This window comes from Candidatus Mycoplasma mahonii (assembly GCF_030550815.1).
Classification (GTDB): domain Bacteria; phylum Bacillota_I; class Bacilli_A; order Mycoplasmatales; family Metamycoplasmataceae; genus Mycoplasma_O; species Mycoplasma_O mahonii.
Genome location: NZ_CP114583.1, coordinates 413,261 through 432,890 on the forward strand (window position 1 = coordinate 413,261; position 19,630 = coordinate 432,890).

The window sequence follows — 19,630 nt, forward strand, 5'->3', positions numbered from 1 at the left end:
ATGGCAAAGCCATTTTTTTGCTTATAATAGTATCATGCTATTAAAAAAGGATAAACTAACTGGTGTATTTTCAGCCACAGGTGTTGCCCTATGTCAAGGAATGGAAGGAATTTTGATTCAGGTTTTTATCTTTGTTTTTTCTAGTGCAGTACTAGCTAATAATGCTTTTGGTGGAGCTGTAATGGCCGGTAAGGAGTTAATTGGTCTTATCATTGCAATTGCTTTCATCGGGCCTTCGACATTAGTATCAACTATAAAAAAAATACGATCCAAAGAAGGTTTGTTCTATGTCCTTGCGGCAATTCTTGGAACAACAACAGGTAATATTTTTTTCACATTGTCTATTATTAATGCCGGTCCAACTTATGGTGTTATTTTAACTGCGCTGTATCCAATCATGTCGATCTTATTGTTAAAATTCTTTATTAGAAAAAAAGAACCATTGCTTGTTTGACTTGGTGTTTTTATCACGATCCTAGCTGGGTTACTATTTCTGACATTACCGGCATTCATTAATGGATCATCTTTTTCACTAATCACATTACTTGGAATGCTTTTTGGATTACTTGCTGCATTCTTTTGAGCTTTTGAAGGTGTGTTTTTAAAGCTAGGAATGAATATGAAAAATAGAGTCTTTGTCAAGAATGAAATTATTTTAACAAGAAATATTTTTACAACTTTAACTACATGAATTTTCATCATGCCCATCTTAATGATCTATGGCAACACCTTTTTGTATTTTGTTGAAATTTTAAGCACTTGAGAAGCACTTTTAATTATTATTGCGGTTTCCATTAATGTTGTTTTATTAAGATATATGCACTTGGATGCAATCCAAAAAATCGGCCCCAAGATTACATCAATCATTGATACTAATAACTTCTTAGTTCCAGCCATTGCTGCTGAGTTTCTGCAATACCTTCCAAATGGAATTGATGGGGGTTCTAATGGTTTTGAAACATTACCTTTATGATCATTTTTATTGTTAGTTCCCCTCCTAATTGGTGTACTCATAGTAATCTATTTTAATAATGATGCAAATAAAGCAGAAATTTTAGATAAAAAGATGGAATAATGTGTATAATTTATTTGGTCATCATATCGCTGAGGTACACCTGATACCATGCCGAACTCAGTAGTTAAGTTCAGTGGAGCCGACAATACCGTAAGGGAAGATAGGGAATGGCTTTTTTTTAGCCCTTTTACAACAATAATTTAATAAAAAATTAGCATTGCTAATTTTTATTTAACCATCTGTTCCCTAAGACTTTATAAGCAAAGGCATTTGTTGCAACCAATACATCTGATGTGGCCATTAAGGAGGCTCCAACTCATGGTTGAACAAGCAATAAGAAGGCAACAGGAATAGTGATAACATTAAACATAAATGCATAAGTCAATGCCATTATTACTCAACGGTTGTTCATACTACTCAGTGCTCTTACTTTGTTAATCATAGTGAAGTTGTTGTTAATGATTGATATATCTGATAGTGAATTTGTGATATCACTACCAGATGAAAAAGCAATTGATATGTCAGCTTGCTTAATGGCTATCGAGTCATTAAAACCATCGCCAATGAAAGCTACTTTTTCTTTTTCTTGTAATGTTCTAATTATAGTTGCTTTTTGATCCGGCTTAATTTCATAGTGGATTTCATTAATTCCAATTTTGTGACCAATGGTGAGAGCAACTTCTTTTTGATCTCCTGTGATCATAATGGTTCATATTCCTTTTGATTTTAATTGCTTGATCACATCCTTGACTCCGGGTTTAATCACGTTTTCTAATTCAAAGATTAGTTCCGGTTTATTATCAATATATAAAGCAATATTAGTTGTTTCTTTGTTGCCCTTTAAATATCTTTTTATGGCAACTTTATGCCCATTTCACATACCTTTAACACCATCAATGTTGGTTGAAGTAATTTTTGTCACTTTTTCCATTTTACCTTCTAGTTCTAAAATAGTAGCTGCAATAGGATGTTTCACATTTTGTTCAAGAGTTTTTGCTAAACCAATATATTTTTTGTTACCTGTCATCTTTTTAATATTGAATTTTTCAGAAGTAATAGTCCCTGTTTTATCAAAAGCATAAATTTTTACTCTGGCTAATTCTTCTAATGCAATAGGATTATTAATTAGAATACCATTTTTAGCAGCAAGTGTTGAAGATACTGCATAGACTAATGGTGTAGCTATTCCTAAAGCACATGGACAGGCAATTGCAATAACTGTCACCGCTGCTGAAATTGATAAAATAAAGTTAGAATCATTTTTCACTCATGGCAAATTAATACCCACTGTATAAGAAGTTGCTAATCAAACGATTAAAGTTGTAAGTGAGATAAGTAACACAACAGGAACAAATCACTTAAGTATTTTATCAGCTATTTTTTGTAATTTTGGTTTAGCCATTGAGACGTTTTCAATACTTTCAATAATAGTAGAAATGGTTGATTCATTGTAATTCTTCGTCACTTTAACTAAAACATCATCACCGAGATTATAGGATCCAGAAATAACAAATTGATTTTTTGACAATCTAATATTTTTGGATTCGCCTGTGATATTGGAATAATCAAAACTTGCATTGGATTGGACTAGTCCATCAAGTCCCACTATTTCTCCTTTTCTAACAATAATCAAATCCCCAATTTTTAAGTTTTCAGCTTTATCTTGATATTCTTGATTATTTCTGAAGATGGTGACACTGGGATTTTTCATGTTTTCTAATTCTTCATATGCTTTCAAGGAACTCTGTTTGACGCTACTTTCCACTTTGTGTCCAATATTTGTGACCACAATTAAAACTGCTGGCCCTTCTCACATGGTCGTATATGAAAACATCGGTGAATCATAATGAAAAAATGACATACCAATTGAGAAAATAAATAATATATGCGATGCTAAACCAATTAAGGTATCCATATCATAAATTCCTTTAAAAGCTTTTTGATAAATCTTTAAATATCTCCGACCTTCTCAAAAAATAAGATATGAAGTTAGAGGGAATCAAATTCCATAGTGCCAAGTTCAGCTGATGGGGCCAGATGGTTGAACAAGATTAAGGATAATAAAATAAAGAAACGGAATAAGCAATAATATACTTCTAATTCAGAATCATCTGGACTTGCTTTTGTCTTCATAATGATACTGGTGACCTTTTGTTTTATCACGGTTATGATTTTCTTGCTTCATAGCCAATTCCCTTAATAGCTTTGATGATATCTCCATGTGTTATTTTGTTTTCATCATATTTAATTTTTGTAATTTTTAAAACTGGATTGGAAATTGATTCACAACCAATTTTATTAAGTGTTTTATCAATATTAATAGCACATGCTGCACAATGCATATTAACCTTTAGTTTAGATATTGTCATGTTTTGTTCCTTTCAATGAACAGTTACACACAAAGTGTTTATTTTCACGAGCTAAAATTTGTGGCTCCACAATATCTTGTCACTCAGATTTCCATTTTGTGTTAATGTAGTAGTATCTTTCTTTAAGTACTTGTTTATATTTTAGTATGCCAAGTTTTAAAAGCATCCCAATGTGCTTTGAAAGGTTAGATTGTGATATGCCTAACTTATCAACCATATATGTTAAGTTATGATCTTGACAACTACAATCTCAAAAGTGGGCTATCAGCTTACTTTTATTTTCACTTGATAATAATTTATTGATTTCGTATATAGTCATATGATTATCCTTTCATATGAATAATAACATATATATGGTAAATTTATTTTTATTTATGGCACATATATTTATTCTTTAAATTTCTTATCAATGCTTATAGTACCACGAAGGAGAATTAAAAATATAGCAAAAGCATTAACCCCCTCTTGCGTTAACTTTATAAGTTTCTTGGTAGTGTTTGGAACTTACCTTTAATTGTTGGTTTAATTATTGCGGTTATTGAAAGAGATAAATGCATCTCAATAAAAAAGAAATGAAATAAATAAAATTTTAAAAAATACAAAAGAAGAAAAAATAAATATGAATTTAGAAAAAAGAAAAAACAACATTTACAAAATGCATTGCATGATGAAATTATAACTGCAGCTGAATTTGAAAAAAACTTAAACAATTTGAGACAGAATACAATAAGTAAAAAGAATTACTTTTGACAATGTGGGCAATAATAAGTGCCTCGCCCTCCAACTTTAATTTTTGCAATTGTTCTTTTACATCTTGGACATTTTTCTCTGGTCTTACCATGAACTTTCAAGTGATCCTGATAGCCTCCTGCTTGGTCATTAAAAGAAACATAAGATTTAATAGTTGTTCCACCCATTGACGTAGATTTATCCATAATTTTTGCTGAAGATCTTAAAATTTTCTTCAACTCACTTAAAGTTATTTGATTGCTAGGTCTTTGTGGGTTGATATGCACATGGAACAATACTTCATTGACATATATATTCCCTAGTCCATTAAGCACGGTTTGATCTAGTAAAGATGACTTAATGGCAATACGTTTGTTTTGTAATTTGGCTTGCAATTTTTTAACATCCATATCTTGAGGTTCTTTTGCCAATTTAGAGAGCGGTAATGTGTTTTTATAATTTTGGTTTGTTCTTAAATGAAAGGTTCCAAACATCCTGCTATCGTTGTAAGCTAAATCAAAATCTTTGAATTTAAAAATTATCCGGTCATGTTTTAATGGTTCGCCACCCACCACGTGATAACTACCTTCCATACGCAAGTGACTCAACATGATTAGATTATCTGATAAATGAAAAACTAGAAATTTGCCATAATTAGTTACATTCAAAATTTCCTTGCCTTTTAATATGTGAATAAATTTTCTTTTGCTAATTTCCTTAATGAGTTTTTCTTTTAGAACAACAACATCATTAATCACTTGACCTTTGATGTTCTTATTAATCATTTTAGATGAGACTCTCACCTCAGGTAATTCTGGCATTTGGGCTCCTTTTTAGATGTTACTATTATAAATAAAATGTTTCTTAAAATGCTAAACAAATCAAAACATAATTTTATGAACATATTTTAAATAACCAAATATAATATTTATGATAGTAATTTAAATAAAATCCTAAAATATTGATTTAAGATTATTATATTATGTAACATAATTATCGAAAGGAGTCAATATGAAAAAAGAATTAGAAGAAAGATCAAATAAGCAAGTTAAATTAATGGCTTGATCATTTGGTTTAAATTTTGCATTTATATTATTGATATTTCCAACTGCTCTGATTCCAGTGTCTGCACTCTTATATACTGATGCTATCTTATGAATTGCAATAATTGGTGGTATCTTATGAGGTGCAATATGAGGTGCAATATTAATTACAAACATTGTATTTTGGATTTTAGGAATTGTGAATTCTATTAGGATTAATGACATAACCAATAACTCAGGTATATTGATAGTATTTTCAATATTCACATTTGGTATTGTTGGCCTAGTTATTTCAATTGTTGAAAGAAATAAATATAGGGCACAAAACTATGAATTCACACCTCGGTTTGTTAATCATAATAATATGCAACCAGCTGGAGATGAATTTAGTCAAAAGAAACAAAGCTTACAAAATGCTTTAAGTAATGGAATTATTACTGCTACTGAATTTGAAAAAAAATTAAAAGTTTTGCAAAAAGAATATCAAAAATAAGCTACATACAATGTTGTATTGACGATTGACTATTATAGTTAGATATTCTAAAAATATACAAAAGCAACAAATTAATCATGTTGCTTTTGTTATAATAAGGACACAGTTTTAATTGGTTTCCTGCTAATCTAACCATCAAGGAAAGTTTCTAAGTACTCATAAATGTAGCTTGCCATAGATCTCTTGATGCATCTTTAAGAATTTTATTGCCTACTAACTCAAACACTAACGGGTATCATATGTTTGCCTAATAAATTTACTTAACTTTTTATACTTTTCAGCACACCTATTAATATTCTTGCGCTTGCGCTTATTCTTCACTATATATTTTTTCCATGTGGGCACATCATATTTTCTTTTTGTTTTAGACTTTCAAGGATATTGTTTGCAATAGATTTGTCATTTGAAATAACAAGCATTTTTTAAACATAATTGAATTCGTTTTACTCTGATATTTAATTCTTTGGTAATTTTATAAATAAACCATTTATTTGAGGTGCTCTCATAATGATTTGCAAGTCTAATAATTTTTTTGTTAAAATTATGATATGTTATTTTTTAATATATATATATATATATATATGACCTTATAATTATTTTAATATACATAAGGAGAATAATGTCCAAGAGAATTAAAATAGCGGTTTGCGGTGGAATTGGAGCAATAGTAACAACCGCTATAGCAGTTCCATTATTAATGATGAATAATGGTGACAGTGTTTACATCACACCAGGAAAGAAATTAGTCGATGCTAAAATTATAGAGTCAAGAGAATATGGTACTTTCAAAGAAACCTTTCAAGATTTAAAATTAGGACTTACTAATATCAATGTGACTGATATGAATGATGATGGGGATAATTTAGTATTGACAGCTACTGGAGTATTACCAAGAGCAACGGTTTCAACTCATGCGAGTTTTATTGTACAAAGTGCAGCAGCAATTCAAGCCAATCCTAACACCATTAAAGCTATTTTTAATGTTGTTAAAGCAACAGGTGAAGTAACTTTACTTAAATTATTAGAATCAGGGTCCAAAGAAAGTGAAGCAGTTATTAAAGCTGCAATTACTAAAAATGAAGTGCTTAATACAACTGCGATGGAACAACCAACTGCTAGGATGATAGATAGAATTACTAACCCAAATAAGTTAACTCTAGAAGACAAATTATCTAGAGTTACGACTTTTGAAAGTTATTTTGACTCACTACCAGTAACTATTTTCAATGAGGGTGTTACAGCAGATATTGATAAAGCTGTCTATGACCAAATAAAAATTGATGGTGTACATACCATCAATGCTTCTTCAAACATTGATGAGATGAATTTCTTATTTAATGCAGCAGGAAGTGCAGGATCATTAAAAGATGTTGTCGATGCAGGATTAGTAATTTATAATAATGCGATTGCTCTTGCTAACACCGCTGCTAAAAAAGCTAATGATCAAAGACACCTTGATGCTGAACAAGCAAGAGTTAATAGTCTAAGTTCAAATGGAGCTACTGCTAAAAGTGCTGATGCTGAGGACAATGGAGCTTTTGACAATAATGCCCAAAGCAAATACGGGATTACATTAGGTAGTGTCGCTGATGGTACATTTACTTATACTTATGATGCTAGTTTGACAACGATTACCATTACTGCAGTTTTAACTGATGGAGCAAGTGATTTAACGGTACCAACAATAACACCTATTACTTTAAGTCCTACACCAGCGGAAAATACAGCAACAGAAGCTGTTGCAAATTTACTAGCAGCTAAAACTGCAAGTAGGAATGCATTTACAGATTATTTTGATGATTTAACTATAACTAGTTTAGAGGGTGGTGCCGTTGATCCTTCGGATGCTAAAGCTGCTTATGAGAAAATAAAAACTGATGGCTTAAGTAGTATTGACAGCGCCACATCTATTGAGGACGTCGATGGCTTGTTTAGTAGAACAACAAATATAGGATCATTAAAAACTGATGCTGATGTTGGTTTAATAATTTATAATGCTGCGATTGCAAAAGCTAATGATCAAAGACACCTTGATGCTGAACAAGCAAGAGTTAATAATCTAGTTTCAAATGGAGCTATTGCTAAAAGTGCTGATGCTGAGGACAATGGAAATTTTGACGATAATGCCCAAATCAAATACGGGATTACATTAGGTAGTGTCGCTGATGGTACATTTACTTATACTTATGATGCTAGTTTGACAACGATTACCATTACTGCAGTTTTAACTGATGGAGCAAGTGATTTAACGGTACCAACAATAACACCTATTTCTTTAAGTCCTACACCAGCGGAAAATACAGAAACAGAATTACTGATAGCAGCTCAAACTGAAAGTAAGGCTGCGTTTATAGCTTATTTTAATGCTTTAACTATAACTAGTTTAGCTGGTAATGCTATTCCTTTTGCTGCTCAAACTACTTATGAGAACATAAAAACTAATGGCTTAAGTAGTATTGACAACGCCTTATCTATTGAGGACGTTGAGGCCTTGTTTAGTACAACAAATATAGGATCATTAAAAACTGCCGCTGATGTTGGTTTAGAAACTTATAATGCTGCGATTGCAAAAGCTAATATTGATAATGATGCATCTTTACTGACAGCAGCTAGAACTGCAAGTAGTGAGGCGTTTATAACTTATTTTGATACTTTAGTTACAACTAGTTTAGAGGGTGATGCCATTGAACCTTTGGCTGCTAAAACTACTTATGAGAACATAAAAACTAATGGCTTAAGTAGTATTGACAGCGCCACATCTATTGATGAGGTCAATGCCTTGTTTGATGGAACAACAAATATAGGATCATTAAAAACTAATGCTGATACTGGTTTAGAAATTTATAATGTTGCGATTGCAAATGCTAATCGTACTGCATCTTTACTAACAGTAGCTAAAACTAAAGCAAAAGGATTTATTACCACCATTGTGGATGGTTATGCTACAGTGGATCCTGCGAATCATGATGCATCACTATTTGGAGCAATTGCTAATGCCAAAACAGCAGCTGATGATGCGATAAATGATGCAACAGATATAGCTGCAGTTAATATCCTTGCTACTTCAACAACTGTTGGATCAGAAGTTGCCAAAGTTCTTGAAGTTATTAAAGCATATGAAGATTCAACAGGGACAATAGCTATTGCTTTAGAAAACGCTAAAACTATAGCAAAAGGATTTATTACCACCATTGTGGATGGTTATGCTACAGCGGATCCTGCGAATCATGATGCATCACTATTTGGAGCAATTGCTAATGCCAAAACAGAAGCTAATGATGCGATAGATGATGCAACAAGTATAGTTGCAGTTAGTGCTCTTGTTGCTTCAACAACTAGTGGATCAGAAGTTGCCAAAGTTCTTGAAGCTATTAGATTATATGAAGCTTCAACAGGGACAATAGCTATTGCTGCAGCTTTACTGATAGAAGCTCAAACTGAAAGTAAGGCTGCGTTTACAACTTATTTCGATGCTTTAATTATAACTATACCCAATGGCGCCATTGTTCCTGAGCCTGCTAAAACTACTTATGAGCAAATAAAAATGGATGGCTTAAGTAGTATTGACAGCGCCACATCTATTAATGACGTCAATGCCTTGTTTAGTAAAACAACAACAACAACAGGATCATTAAAAACTGCTGCTGATGTTGGTTTAGTAATGTATAATGCTGCGATTGCAAAAGCTAATGATCAAAGACACCTTGATGCTGAACAAGCAAGAGTTAATAAGCTAGTTTCAAATGGAGCTATTGCTAAAAGTGCTGATGCTGAGGACAATGGAAATTTTGACGATAATGCCCAAATCAAATACGGGATTACATTAGGTAGTGTCGCTGATGGTACATTTACTTATACTTATGATGCTAGTTTGACAACGATTACCATTACTGCAGTTTTAACTGATGGAGCAAGTGATTTAACGGTACCAACAATAACACCTATTTCTTTAAGTCCTACACCAGCGGAAAATACAGAAACAGAATTACTGATAGCAGCTCAAACTGAAAGTAAGGCTGCGTTTATAGCTTATTTCGATGCTTTAATTATAACTATACCCAATGGCGCCATTGTTCCTGAGCCTGCTAAAACTACTTATGAGCAAATAAAAATGGATGGCTTAAGTAGTATTGACAGCGCCACATCTATTAATGACGTCAATGCCTTGTTTAGTAAAACAACAAATACAGGATCATTACAAACTGATGCTGATGCTGGTTTAATAATTTATAATGATGCGATTGCAAAAGCTAATGATCAAAGACACCTTGATGCTGAACAAGCAAGAGTTAATAATCTAGTTTCAATTGAAGCTACTGCTAAAAGTGCTGATGCTGAGGACAATGGAGCTTTTGACAATAATGCCCAAATCAAATACGGAATTACATTAGGTAGTGCCGTTGATGGTGCATTTACTTATACTTATGTTGCTAGTGATAGAACGATTGCCATTACTGCAGTTTTAACTAATGGAGCAGGTGATTTAACAATACCATTAGCAACATCTATTGATTTAAGTCCTACACCAGCACAAAATACAGCAACAGAAACAACAAAATTACTGACAGCAGCTAAAACTAAAAGTATTGATGCGTTTACAACTTATTTTGATGGTTTAGATATAACTCCTTTAGTCGATGATGCCATTGTTCCTTTGACTGCTCAAACTACTTATGAGAACATAAAAACTGATGGCTTAAGTAGTATTGACAACGCCTTATCTATTGAGAACGTTGAGGCCTTGTTTAGTACAACAAATACAGGATCATTAAAAACTGCCGTTGATGATGGTTTAGAAATTTATAATGCTGCGATTGAAAATGCTAATCGTACTGCAAGTTTACTGACAGCAGCTAAAACTACAGCAAAAAGATTTATTACAACTGCCTTTGAAACAGCTCCTTCACAAGATGATGATGCTTATGATGCATTACTATTTGGAGCGATTGCTAGTGCTCAAACAGCAGCTAATAATGCGATAGATGATGCAACAGATATAGATACAGTTAGTGCCCTTGCTTCTTCACCAATTATTGGAACAGAAGTTGACAAAGTTCTTGCAGCTATTAAATTATATGAAGATTCAACATTAAAGGTTAACTTAGCTAAATTTGTGAATGTAGATTCTTCAAAAGATGCAAGTGAGTTAAGTGCTTTGATGCGAAATTCTGGAAGATATGTTACCGTTGATGAACTTGGTATTGCTTATCCAATATTAACCCCTGGTGTAATAGCAAAATATGAGATTCAGTCATTTGCTAATTGGCCAGGAAAACGTGCATATGCTCATGTGGTTGTTATTTTAACCAAAGGAACTGAAACAGTTGAAAAAAAGATTACAGTCTGACTAAGACAATAATAATTTGAAATAATAAGAGTAAATGCCATAAATATAATTTGTGGCCTTTTTCCTATCGTTTTTTATATTTACTTCCTAAATAAAACAAAAAGAATGTTAATCTAATTATCTTAAAATGATTCAAATAATTTTGCATTTAACGTTGGGGGTTCACTCCCGCCCTTAAGTGTACTAGTTAGTTACTTTGGGCAAGCTAAAAAAATGTCTTGATTCATATCAGAGATGTTTCAGGGATCAACTTACAAATGTAATTGAAGGTGTTCAAGCAACACAAATTGCCAAAACAATGAAACACGGGAGAGCATTCTCTAAAGAGGTTGGACATAAGGTGATTATGCTAAATGTTGCAAGATATAATCAATGAGAAATAACGACTGATCTGGAAGAGGGAGGAGTTAACTTTTCTGAAATATATGAACCTCATTCTGATATTGTGTTACATACAAGGTAACTGAAGCCATTTTATAAAATTCCTGCTGCAGAAACGGGCTCAGTGGGTATTGCAAGTATATTGAACAACCTTGTTTATTAGTTCAAGATAGTCATTAAAATGTTAAAATAAATTTATCATTATTTGATAAAGACTTTTTGAATTAAACTTATTTAGAGGATTAAGCATAATTTCTCTAAAATGTTTAAAAGCAAAAATTCCTACTAAATAATTCTGCACACTATATATAGAAAAAAAGAATTATGTTTGTTGGTATGTAGTATAATTAATAAGAATTAAGAAATGAGACAAAATGGCAAAAATATTAGTAATTAAAACATCCATGACTACAAATACACCTAGAGGATCTATTTCATCAGCTGCTCTTGATAAATTCATGGAAATATATCAGAGTAAAAATGTTAGTGATGAGGTTTTTATATTAGATTTAAATAAAGATCCAATTGGTAAGAATGTTCTAACTGATGAATCTTTTAGCGATTTTTGAGCAGGAGCTGATCATTATATTAATCAGTTAAAGAATGTTGATAAATTAGTATTAGCTTCACCCATGACTAATTTTAATTATACAGCTGTTCTAAAAAACTATTTAGACACTATTTTAATGGCAGGCAAAACATTTAAATATAAATATGACGGCAAAGGTAAAGCTGATGGATTAGTAAAGAACTTGAAGGTACAACTAATTACTTCTCAAGGTGCTCCTAAAGGTTGATATCCCTTTGGAGACCATACTATTTCTTTAACAGGTACATTTAAATTCATGGGATCGGAAGTAGTTAAGCCGGTTATTATTGCTGGTGTGAAAACTCCAGAGATGATTAATCTATCCAAAGATGAAGTCATTGCAATTTATCTAGATGATATTAAAACTGCAGCAGAATCATTCTAAAATAGCAATTATGTTATTTTTTATTGATCTTTTTATTATGTTCTAAAATCTTTAGTTATATAAATCATTTGTGATGTCTTTTACATATGTTGTGCACTTGATTTTCCTTTATTAATCTTGATAAGCAGTAAAAATCACCTTTCACAACTATGAAAGAAATCGTGTTTTGTTAATTTATAAGCATTATTAATAACATTTTTGATTTGAAAGGATTAACATATGAAATATAAAGAGATAAAAAGGAAAAATTAATATTATGATTAAAAGTGTTCATATTTGTTCTAACCCCATAGGATCATTATTTGGTCCCAGATTATTAAATGATAGTGATAAAATGGTGTAATGAGATTCAAAATTTTGTTATCCATGTGGTGAATCTGCATATAAGGTAATTATGATTACAACAAATGAAAATTAATACTTAATTATTGGAGTTTTATAATTTAATTAAAATATTATAGATAAGATCTTGCTATTTTACTATCGACGATTGTTAACTATATTTGTTATTTTCAATAAGACATAATTTGAAAACTTATAACAATATTTTGTCAAAACATAATATAATTAAGGTAATTCCATGAGGATGAAAAGTGAAAGCTCAAAGGCCTAAAAACTTATGGGAAGGAACATAATGACAATCTTAGATATAATTGAACTTAAAAAAAATAAAAATGAATTAACTGAAGATCAAATATCTTTTTTAGTAGAAGGTTTTACTTTAGGTGAAATTAAAGATTATCAAATGGCCGCTATGGCAATGGCCATTAGACTTAATGGAATGACTATCACTGAGACAGTTTATTTAACTAAAGCAATGATGCATTCAGGAGATGTATTTGACTTATCGGCTATTAAAGGAATTAAGGTTGATAAACATTCAACAGGCGGCATTGGTGATAAAACTTCAATTGCTGTTGGGCCCATCGTCGCATCACTTGGTGCTTTAATGGCCAAAATGTCTGGCAGAGGACTTGGTTTTACTGGAGGAACTATTGACAAGTTGGAATCAATTAAAGGGTTCAAAACAGAATTAAATAGCCAAGAATTTATTGATCAGGCGAATAAAATTGGCTTAGTCATTATTTCACAATCAAAAAATATTGTGCCGGCAGATAAAAAACTTTATGCATTACGAGATGTAACAGGAACTATTGATTCAATCCCCCTAATTACTTCATCTATTATGTCTAAAAAATTAGCAACAGGATCTGATGCTATTTTGTTAGATGTTAAGATGGGTGATGGAGCATTCATGAAAACATATGCTGAAGCTGAAGAATTAGCTACATGAATGATTAGTATTGGCAAAGAATTAGGTCGAGATGTTAAGGCGGAAATAACTAATATGAATTGTCCACTAGGTAGAGCAATTGGTAACAAAAACGAAATTATTGAAGCCATGGAGATGTTACAAGGACGTGGTCCGACAGATTTTGTTGAACTAGTAATTTCAACATCATCAAATATTTTAGTGCAAGCCAGACTCTTTAGTAATTTAGATGAGGCCGCTAAAAATGTGAAATTAGTTATTAATAATGGCAAAGCCTTTGAAAAATTCAAGGAATGAATTATTACTCAAGGCGGTGATTTAGATGATTTGCTAAGTAATAATTTCTTAGATCCTAAATACACTCATCAAGTTAAAACGAACAAAGCCGGTTACATGGAAGTTACTTCAGCTGCTCAATTTGGTTTAGCAGCAATGCGGATAGGAGCTGGAAGAACAAATAAAGATGATGCTATTGATAATGACGCTGGTATTTATTTAAATAAAAAAACAAATGAAAGTGTTAAAAAGGGAGATGTATTATTTACTCTTTACTCTTCTAATGAAATACCTGAAAATATTATTAAGGATTTAAATAATGCTTATAATATAAATGACAAAAAAATAGAGAATAAAATCATTCTCGGAAGGTTAGGTTAATATGGATTATGCAAAATATATCGATCACACTTTATTAAAAGCTGAAGCACAAACAAAAGATATTGATAAATTGATTCGTGAAGCTAAAGAACACGGATTTAAAACAGTTTGTGTTAACTCATCATGAGTTAAATATTGCGCAGAAAAACTCAAAGGTTTAGATGTTGGAATCACTTCAGTTGTGGGGTTTCCATTAGGGGCTATGATCACTCAAGCCAAAGCCCATGAAGCTAAATTAGCAATTGATCATGGGGGTACTGAAATTGATATGGTAATGAATATCGGTAGAATGAAAGAAAAAACATATGAATATGTTCTTAATGATATCAAAGCTGTTAAAAAAGCGGTTGGTGATCATGTTTTAAAAGTCATTATTGAAACAGCATTATTAACTGAACAAGAGACCAAAAAGGCCACAGAACTTGTTCTAGAATCTGGAGCTGATTTTGTCAAAACTTCTACCGGATTTTCTTTTAGAGGAGCATCGCAAGAAGACGTGATCATTATGAAAGAAGTTGTTGGTGATAAAATTGGAATTAAAGCAGCAGGTGGCGTTAAAACTCTCGCTGATTTAAAAAAGATGATCGAACTTGGTGCCACAAGAATCGGCACTTCCTCAGGGGTGAAATTAATTTCCGGAAAAGAAGTTGGAAAAAGCTATTAATATGATTTTAAGGTTACATTATATTTAAGTATATAAAGAATTTTTCGTATTCGTACATGATTGCATATTCTTTTGTTTTAAAGGGTGTTTTTTATGCCACTTGGATAACAATAATCATATATGTAATAAATCCTAATATCGGAATAAAATAATATGGCTTTTAATTATTATAAATTTATTCTATTTGTTGTATTTGGTTCATGTCGATATTATATATGACATAAACAATGCCATTGTTTATTAATTTTAATATAAAATTATGATGTTATTATAAGTAATATTTTTTTCCATCTCCAACATTTTCATTTTGAATCCAATTCTAACCAATGCTGAATAATCACCTTTTTCGATCATTTCTGATAACTCTATGACAGGCAATGATAAGGAAATGTTTATTTTGACCACAAACATTTCCTACATATCTTGCTGATGAATGTCATTTATTAGCTATTTCTAAATAACTCATTGTTTTTCCATAAGGAATATTAGTAATTTCTGATCAAATTTTCTTTTGTATCTTTGTGTCTGTAAACTTATACCTTTTGCTTCAGATAACTTCTTTTCCGGAAAGATATACAATCATTTTTTAAATGTTTCAAGAAGAGATGAAGCATTAAATTTGTTTTCATTGTCAAATGTCAATGGTGTAATGAAGTTATTTTCTTCTTTCAATGTCATTCAACCAAACTTAGTTAAAAAAGACATTTCTTTTGTTTTATCATATCTTGAATTATACAAAAAATATTGTTGTTACATTAGTAAAATCATCGTTTTTTCATGCTAAATGCCATTCTTTTTGAATATGTGGTTTTTAAGATAGCAATATATCTAATTCCTATTTGAGAACATATTATTTATATGTTAAAAAAATATTTAAGAATAAAAATGTAGTAAAATTAATTTAAGGATAAATGTGTAAACATCATCTGGCAAACATCAAATGCACCATGCAAATTATAAAATATGAGTGGCAAAGGAGAAAAATGATTACAAAATTGAAAAAAAGAATGTATAGATTACTTTCATTATCATTACTAATAGGTACCACGGTGTCGATGACAATATCATGTGGAAATAGTAATAATTCAGAAAAAGATAGTGTTTTATTTTCTCGTGATAATAAAATCATTATTGCTTCTGCTATCCCTAAAACATGACCGCAATATAATTCTTTAAAAAATATTGTTAAAGATTATAATGAAAATCATAAGAATGAAGATGGATTTATAGAAGTAGTATTTTTAGGGAACGAAGAAACTAAAACCGAGAGTGGTAATTATGGTGAACTAAGTTCAAAGGTAAATAAACTTGTATCTTCAGGTTCTAATAATATACCTAATATGATGATTTCTAATTTTAATGAAGTGTATGAGCTTTCTGGTTATGATAAATTATTAAATTTAGAAAATGAAGGTGGAATTGATAGAAGTATTTTTGATGACAAATTTGTGACAAATAGAACAAAACTGAAAACTGAAAAATATATTGATGGTTTATGGGCTGTTCCCATAACTGTGACAACAAACTCATCAGTTGTCTTTAATATGCCGGTAATGAAAGTGTTATTAGAACTTATGGAAAACCATGGAGCAACCATTGGGCAAGCTCAGCCGAATGTTTTTATGAACGCTATAATGAACAACACTAATAATATTGATTCTTATATAGGCACAAAACCTGATGGTTATAAAGACCCTTCTACTTTATGGCAAGATCATTCAACAAATCTTAATGTCACAGATCTAGATAATTACACAATAAATGATAGCACTTTTAAAACACTAGAAGGCTTATATGATTTCTCAATGAAAGCCAGAGATTCATTAGAACTTACACAAGCTCCATATATTGCCGGATCATATTTTATGAATGATTTTTTAACTTCTTTAGACTCTGACAGTGGGGCAACAAATGCTTCATTTCCTCTTTATAGGGCAAAAACATCTGGAAAAGGATTTGATTTTCCGTTTTTAATCAATGATAGTGCAGACGAAACTAAAGTTAAAGTTGCTTTTAAAAATATGTTAAAACCAATAATAGATGGCGCAATGGCTCCGCCTGAAACTTTTAATGTTGGAGGTATAAGAAATGGTCAACATGCGATAGCAACAATGCCTGCTGTATCTGCAAGATATTCATATCAAAATGCTAACTTTGGTGCTTATGCTGGAAACGGTTTTGCTTTTGAGGATATGTACTATCTTCCTCAAATATCAACATATTCTTCTAAAACATCTACTTCATATTCACTAGCAGAATCTTCCTTGCTTGGTATCAAAACAACATCGCAAAAAGATAAGGCCGTATTAAATTTCATTCATTTTATCTACCAAGGCAAAATGAAAGATAAAACTAAGGTTGTTGATTATTTAGAACAATCAAGTGGGTATGTAGTTCCTTTAAAAGAAAAAATGACTCCAGCAGCTATTCAAGATATCACATCCAAATATGAAGCACTAAAAAATGATCCTACAGATAATGAACATACCAAAGGTGCGATTAATAGATCATTATTAAACACCTATCAATCAATTAACAACGGGAAATATAGAACTTTAGATGGTGATCAATATACATCTAAATTATTATCCATCATAAAAAATACATTTGATACTATTATAGAAAATCCTCAAGATTGAAATTGAGAAAAATTCATAAGTGAGATTAATAAACATGAGAACGAATTTAATACTTAATTCATTATTAAAAAATAGTTTCGAACATAAAAAAGTAACTAATTTTACTTTAGAAACAATCAAAAGAGAAGATATTGTCAATTACCCTGATGACATTAATTTTGCTTTTGAAACAGATTTAGGTTATGGAGGGTATCTTGAAAAAAGATCGTTTTATAAAGATGAAAAACATGTCATTCATACTGGTATTGATTTATTTGTGAAGTATAAGCAGGAAATATTTGCTCCATTTAATGGCTTGATCACCGATATCGCCTTTACTGGTCCTGAAGAGTATAAAGTTGGCAACGGGACTGGTTATCAAATTATTATGTGACATACTTTTGATCAAGTTAGAGATGTTTTAGGAATAACAAAAACAAATAAAATATTTAAGGGTAAAAAATACCTTAAAATCATTTATATCCATCTAGATAATACATTTATTGAAAAAAATAATCATCATATTAAGTCTAAAAATAACAATGGTTACATCAGACGACACCTATCATTATCCAAATCAATTTGCAAAGATCAAAAGTTAGCAAAGGTAGGATCAAGATACAATAACGGTGGTTGAGCACCGCACATTCACATTGAAACATTTATTAGAGATGAAATAGAACAAATTTATTTTGATGATGTGGATGATTTTGACAATAAAGTGGCAATTGGTGTTACAACATCAGATAAAATAGCAATTTTAAAGAAAAAAAATATTATAGATCCTGATTTGGTGTTTGGTTTTTCAAATATCAAAAACATCAATCAAAAAATGACATTAGAAAACATTAAAAGAAGAAAAAATATCATTTCTATTAAAGATTTAGATGTTACTTATAATAAAAAAAATCATGTCATAAAGAAGATTAGTTTTGATGTCAAGCACAATGAAATAATCTCTATTTTAGGTCCTTCAGGATGTGGTAAAACAACTTTACTTAATGCTATTTGTAATTTTATTAAATATAGTGGTGAAATAAAAATAAAAAATATAGTTGATTCATCAGATATTGGTTATGTCTTTCAAGATAACCTTTTATATGACAATCAAACAGTATTTAATAATATTGTTTTAGGAGCAAAATATAATAAAAAATTCTTGTTTAACTCATATATCATTAGATGAGAAAAAATTGAACTTAATGATGAAGATAAATCCGAATTATTAAATATTAAGTCGTTAATGAAATTGTTCTTAACTAAGGTAATTGCTAAAAATATTTTTGTCAGAAGATTTAACAAGTTTAAAAAATTAGTTCATAATAAATATGAAAAAATAAATTTCAAAAAAATGTTGCATGATGATGTAAGGCAAATCATGAAAATATTAGGCATCGACAAATTAGCTAATTATAAGCCTAGGGATATTTCTGGTGGTCAAAAGCAACGAGTTTCAATTGCAAAAGCCATAATTAAAAAACCAATTATTCTTGTTATGGATGAACCATTATCGTCTTTGGATGCTAGAATCAAAAATGATACAAGAGAATGAATTAAAGATATTCAAAAACTCTTTAATATAACACTCCTATTTGTGACGCACGACCAAAAAGAAGCTATGTTATTGTCTGATAAAATTCTTTTATTATTTAATGGAGAAATTATGCAATATGCCTCTCCAAAAGTTATGTTTAATGAACCTAATAATGAATTTTCTGCAAGATTTATTGGTTGGCCTGAAATTAATTTAATTAAAGATACCAAAACAAAAAGACACTTTATTAGACCAAATGATATTAACATCAAAAGAGCAAAAACAGGTACATATACAATAGATAAAAAAGAAATTAATGGTCATGAGTTTATTTACTATGTAAAAACTAATAAAACAGGATTAAATATCATTTCTTCAAAAGACCTTTTAATTAACGAAAAGATAAACATAAGTTGAGATAAAAAAAATGAATTCTTTTTTGAGGCTAAACAATGAATAAAAAAATAAGTTATAACTTTAAAAATTATCTATTATTAATTCCGACCATATTAATAATTTCATTATTCATAATT

The 19,630-nt window shown here is 30.6% G+C and carries 15 protein-coding genes, 1 rRNA gene and 1 pseudogene; 10 read left to right on the forward strand and 7 right to left on the reverse strand.

Features of this window, described 5'->3' with window-relative positions; all coding sequences use genetic code 4:
• Positions 1-34: 34 nt before the first annotated feature.
• On the forward strand, positions 35-1,075 hold the full coding sequence (locus O3I44_RS02050; RefSeq protein ID WP_303716629.1) for a DMT family transporter: 1,041 nt from the start codon (positions 35-37) through the stop codon (positions 1,073-1,075).
• A gap of 13 nt (positions 1,076-1,088) precedes the next feature.
• Positions 1,089-1,192 (forward strand): 5S ribosomal RNA (rrf, locus tag O3I44_RS02055).
• A 43-nt stretch (positions 1,193-1,235) separates the two neighbouring features.
• Here the strand turns inward: rrf and O3I44_RS02060 are convergent.
• The 4 genes from O3I44_RS02060 to mutM form a co-directional block, all read right to left on the reverse strand.
• Positions 1,236-3,200, reverse strand: coding sequence for a heavy metal translocating P-type ATPase (locus tag O3I44_RS02060; RefSeq protein ID WP_303716631.1), 1,965 nt, complete (start codon positions 3,198-3,200; stop codon positions 1,236-1,238).
• Complete coding sequence (locus tag O3I44_RS02065; RefSeq protein ID WP_303716633.1) at positions 3,181-3,384, reverse strand: cation transporter; 204 nt, start codon at positions 3,382-3,384, stop codon at positions 3,181-3,183. Before O3I44_RS02065 ends, O3I44_RS02060 begins: the two co-directional genes overlap by 20 nt.
• A complete protein-coding gene (locus tag O3I44_RS02070; RefSeq protein ID WP_303716635.1) occupies positions 3,371-3,703 on the reverse strand; it encodes a winged helix-turn-helix domain-containing protein in 333 nt (110 codons plus the stop codon). The genes O3I44_RS02065 and O3I44_RS02070 overlap by 14 nt, the downstream gene beginning before the upstream one ends.
• A 421-nt stretch (positions 3,704-4,124) precedes the next feature.
• Positions 4,125-4,934, reverse strand: a complete 810-nt coding sequence (mutM, locus tag O3I44_RS02075) for a bifunctional DNA-formamidopyrimidine glycosylase/DNA-(apurinic or apyrimidinic site) lyase (protein WP_303716637.1) — start codon at positions 4,932-4,934, stop codon at positions 4,125-4,127.
• A 190-nt stretch (positions 4,935-5,124) separates the two neighbouring features.
• Between mutM and O3I44_RS02080 the strand changes: the two genes are divergently transcribed.
• From O3I44_RS02080 to deoC, 6 genes are all read left to right on the forward strand, one after another.
• Entirely contained in the window at positions 5,125-5,649 is a 525-nt protein-coding gene (locus O3I44_RS02080; protein WP_303716639.1) for a hypothetical protein, read from the forward strand.
• A 619-nt stretch (positions 5,650-6,268) separates the two neighbouring features.
• Positions 6,269-11,008 carry a beta strand repeat-containing protein gene (locus tag O3I44_RS02085; protein ID WP_303716641.1) on the forward strand — a complete coding sequence of 1,580 codons (4,740 nt, stop codon included), beginning with the start codon at positions 6,269-6,271 and terminating at the stop codon, positions 11,006-11,008.
• A gap of 184 nt (positions 11,009-11,192) precedes the next feature.
• Entirely contained in the window at positions 11,193-11,459 is a 267-nt protein-coding gene (locus O3I44_RS02090; protein ID WP_303716643.1) for a hypothetical protein, read from the forward strand.
• A 292-nt stretch (positions 11,460-11,751) separates the two neighbouring features.
• A complete protein-coding gene (locus O3I44_RS02095) occupies positions 11,752-12,351 on the forward strand; it encodes an FMN-dependent NADH-azoreductase (protein ID WP_303716645.1) in 600 nt (199 codons plus the stop codon).
• A 634-nt stretch (positions 12,352-12,985) separates the two neighbouring features.
• Complete coding sequence (locus tag O3I44_RS02100; RefSeq protein ID WP_303716648.1) at positions 12,986-14,281, forward strand: thymidine phosphorylase; 1,296 nt, start codon at positions 12,986-12,988, stop codon at positions 14,279-14,281.
• Position 14,282: 1 nt separating this feature from the next.
• Positions 14,283-14,945: a deoxyribose-phosphate aldolase gene (gene deoC / locus O3I44_RS02105; protein WP_303716650.1), complete on the forward strand. Its 663-nt coding sequence runs from the start codon at positions 14,283-14,285 to the stop codon at positions 14,943-14,945.
• A 246-nt stretch (positions 14,946-15,191) separates the two neighbouring features.
• Here the strand turns inward: deoC and O3I44_RS02110 are convergent, their stop codons facing one another.
• From O3I44_RS02110 to O3I44_RS02115, 3 genes and pseudogenes are all read right to left on the reverse strand, one after another.
• Complete coding sequence (locus O3I44_RS02110) at positions 15,192-15,350, reverse strand: hypothetical protein (RefSeq protein WP_303716651.1); 159 nt, start codon at positions 15,348-15,350, stop codon at positions 15,192-15,194.
• Between the two features lies 1 nt (position 15,351).
• Positions 15,352-15,411 (reverse strand): annotated as a pseudogene (locus tag O3I44_RS03665) (hypothetical protein); the annotation flags it as partial.
• The gene (locus O3I44_RS02115; RefSeq protein ID WP_303716653.1) at positions 15,399-15,683 is read right to left on the reverse strand and encodes a hypothetical protein; all 285 of its coding nucleotides are present in this window, start codon (positions 15,681-15,683) and stop codon (positions 15,399-15,401) included. The gene O3I44_RS02115 and the pseudogene O3I44_RS03665, both read right to left, overlap by 13 nt.
• A 245-nt stretch (positions 15,684-15,928) precedes the next feature.
• Between O3I44_RS02115 and O3I44_RS02120 the strand changes: the two genes are divergently transcribed.
• Together O3I44_RS02120 and O3I44_RS02125 are read left to right on the forward strand one after the other, a co-directional pair.
• Complete coding sequence (locus tag O3I44_RS02120) at positions 15,929-17,641, forward strand: hypothetical protein (protein ID WP_303716655.1); 1,713 nt, start codon at positions 15,929-15,931, stop codon at positions 17,639-17,641.
• The gene (locus O3I44_RS02125; protein ID WP_303716657.1) at positions 17,619-19,565 is read left to right on the forward strand and encodes an ATP-binding cassette domain-containing protein; all 1,947 of its coding nucleotides are present in this window, start codon (positions 17,619-17,621) and stop codon (positions 19,563-19,565) included. Before O3I44_RS02120 ends, O3I44_RS02125 begins: the two co-directional genes overlap by 23 nt.
• Positions 19,566-19,630: the final 65 nt, after the last annotated feature.